Genomic DNA, 2,669 nt, shown 5'->3' on the forward strand with positions numbered 1-2,669 from the left:
CGGCGGGCGGGACCGTCTCCTTGTGGGAGTCGATGTAGATGCACCAGTCCGGGCACTCGCGGGCGCACAGCATGCAGACCGTGCAGTTCTCCTCGAACAGGCCGATGACGCCCCGGGTGCGGGGCGGGAGTTCGGGCTGGGCGTCCGGGTACTGCTCGGTGACGGTCTTCTTCGTCATCGTGCGGAGGGTGACGGCGAGGCCCTTGGCCAGGCCGGATCCGGGGATGGGGGACATGGTTAGGAGATCGCCACCTTCACGATTCCGGTGAGCGCGATCTGCGCGAGGGCGAGCGGGACGAGGAGGGTCCAGGAGAGCTTCTGGAGCTGGTCCTCGCGGAGACGGGGGTAGGACACGCGCAGCCAGATGACCACGAACGCCAGGACGGCCGTCTTCAGCAGGGTCCAGACCCAGCCGAGGCCGTCGGCGCCCCACGGGCCGTGCCAGCCGCCCAGGAACAGGACGGTGGTCAGGCCGCACAGGACGACGATTCCGGCGTACTCGGCGAGGAGGAAGAGGGCGAAGCGCAGGCCCGTGTACTCGGTGTAGGCGCCGAAGATGATCTCGGAGTCGGCGACCGGCATGTCGAAGGGCGGGCGCTGCAGTTCGGCGAGGCCCGCCACGAAGAAGACGAGGGCGCCGACGATCTGCCAGGGCAGCCACCACCACTCGAAGGCGTCGACGATGCCCGGCAGGGAGACCGTTCCTGCAGCCATCGCGACCGAGGCGGCGGCGAGCAGCATCGGGAGTTCGTAGGCGAGGAGCTGGGCGGCGGTGCGCAGGCCGCCGAGGAGGGAGAACTTGTTGGCGCTGGCCCAGCCGGCCATGAGGGAGCCGAGGACGCCGACGCCCATGACGGCGAGCACGAAGAAGATGCCCGCGTCGACGACCTCGCCGACACCGAGCGGCGCGCCCGGCGCCTGTTCCACCGCGTGGAGCCGCACGTCGTGGACCCGCCGGTGGCCACCGGGTACGCGGCGCGGGCCGCGCTGTGGACGGTGCAGCTCAGCAATGAACTGCGGCCGCTGAGCGGGCGCAGCGGACCACGCTTCCTGGAGAAGCTCTCGTACGCCGAACAGGCCGTGGACACCTATCTGCTGCGCGCCGAGCGGGCCGAGGGCGAGCTGCGGGGCGTGCTCGACGAGCATCTGCGGCTGCGCGGGCTGCTCCGCGACCATCTGGCGCGGCTCGCCCGGCGGGGCCTGGCCGAGCACCCCGACGCGGTCGGCCCCTACCGCGAGGCGCAGCGGCTCCTGATGACGGGGCCGTGCCCGCTGGCCGACGCGGAGCGGGCCGTGGAGGCGTTCGCGCGGGTGGTGCGGCGCCTGGCCGAGCCGGACGGTGCCGCGTGACGCCCGCCACGGCCTGCCCGCACCCCGGCTGCGCGGGCACCCTCACGCCCACCGGGTACTGCCTGGCCAGCGGCGAGCGCGTCGATCCCGGCACCGGGCGGCACGCGGCGGCGGCCCCTCTCCCCCGGGCCGGCGGACCCGCGCCGGCGTCCGGCCCGCCCGCGCCCGAGTCGTCCTCCCAGCAGTGGATCGTCGACCCGGGCGTCGCCGCCGCGCCCCCGCCGCGCCCGGCCCGCGTCGTGCTCCCGCCGGAGCACCCCGACCCCACGGTCCTGCCCGCGATCACCCTCCTCGACCGGGCCGACGGCAGGGGCGAGGGCCACGGGGACGGCCGTGCCGGCGAGCCGGACCAGCCGGGCGAACTGCCGCTGCCGCCGGGCACGCTGCTCGCCGGCCAGTACCGCCTGGTGCGCCCGCTCGGCTACGGCGGGATGGGCGAGGTCTGCCTCGCGCACGACACCAAGGTCGACGACCGGGCCGTCGCCGTGAAGATGCTCCACGCGGAGCTCGCCACGGACTCGTACAGCCTGCTCAGGGGCGAGCGCAAGGAGCTCGTCGAGCTCAACCACGACGGTTTCATCCGGGTGTTCAACTACGGCCATCACACCGGCGTCGGGGACTTCCTCGTCCTGCAGTACGTCGACGGGCTCAACCTGGAGGAGGTGCGGGTCCGCGCCCAGGAGTGCCCCGAGGAGTTCGGCGACGCGCGCCTGTGGGAGTTCGTGCTCGCGTACGGCGTGCGGATCCTCGCCGCGCTCGCCTATCTGCACGCCCCCGAACGCGGCAAGGTGTACGGCGACCTGAAGCCGCCGAACGTCATGCACGACGGCTCCACCACCAAGCTCATCGACGTCGGCAGCGTGCGCCGCGCGGGCGCGCCCGGCCTGACCACCGCCCTCTACCGCGCCCCCAGCGTCGGCGACCGCGGCGAGTCCGAGCCGCAGGACGACCTGTTCAGCCTCGGCGAGACCCTGCGCGTCCTCAGTGGCATCGGCGCCCACCGCCACGACCTGGCCGACCTCGCGGCGCTCGACCGGCTCGACGACGCGGCGGCCGGGCACCGCGGCCTCGGCCCGGTCTCCCTCGCCCGCGCCCTGCGCCGCGCCACCCGCACCCGCCGCGCCGACCGCTACGCCACCGCCCGCGAGATGGACGACCAACTGCGCGGTGTCTTCCGCGAGTTGCGGTCCCTGCGCACCGGCGAGGAGACCTTCGAGCCGTCGCCGCTCTTCCTGCAGTCCGCGTACGCCCTGGACGGCGGGCTCGGCGCCGCCCCCGACGTCTCGCACTGGGCCGCCCCGCCGGCCGCGCCCCGCCAT

The 2,669-nt window shown here is 74.4% G+C and carries 2 protein-coding genes and 2 pseudogenes; 2 read left to right on the forward strand and 2 right to left on the reverse strand.

From position 1 onward, the window contains the following. A pseudogene (locus AOK22_RS38785) lies at nt 1–235 on the reverse strand (NADH-quinone oxidoreductase subunit I); the annotation flags it as partial. 2 nt (nt 236–237) lie between these two features. Next, nucleotides 238–897, reverse strand: a pseudogene (locus AOK22_RS38790) (complex I subunit 1/NuoH family protein); the annotation flags it as partial. 33 nt (nt 898–930) lie between these two features. Between AOK22_RS38790 and AOK22_RS42340 the strand changes: the two are divergent. Together AOK22_RS42340 and AOK22_RS38800 are read left to right on the forward strand one after the other, a co-directional pair. After that, a complete protein-coding gene (locus AOK22_RS42340) occupies nt 931–1,350 on the forward strand; it encodes a hypothetical protein (RefSeq protein WP_157872436.1) in 420 nt (139 codons plus the stop codon). Further along, on the forward strand, nt 1,347–2,669 hold a 1,323-nt coding region (locus AOK22_RS38800), incomplete at its 3' end, for a protein kinase domain-containing protein (RefSeq protein WP_425264121.1). The genes AOK22_RS42340 and AOK22_RS38800, both read left to right, overlap by 4 nt.

It is taken from the genome of Streptomyces silaceus, assembly GCF_001419745.1.
Classification (GTDB): domain Bacteria; phylum Actinomycetota; class Actinomycetes; order Streptomycetales; family Streptomycetaceae; genus Streptomyces; species Streptomyces silaceus.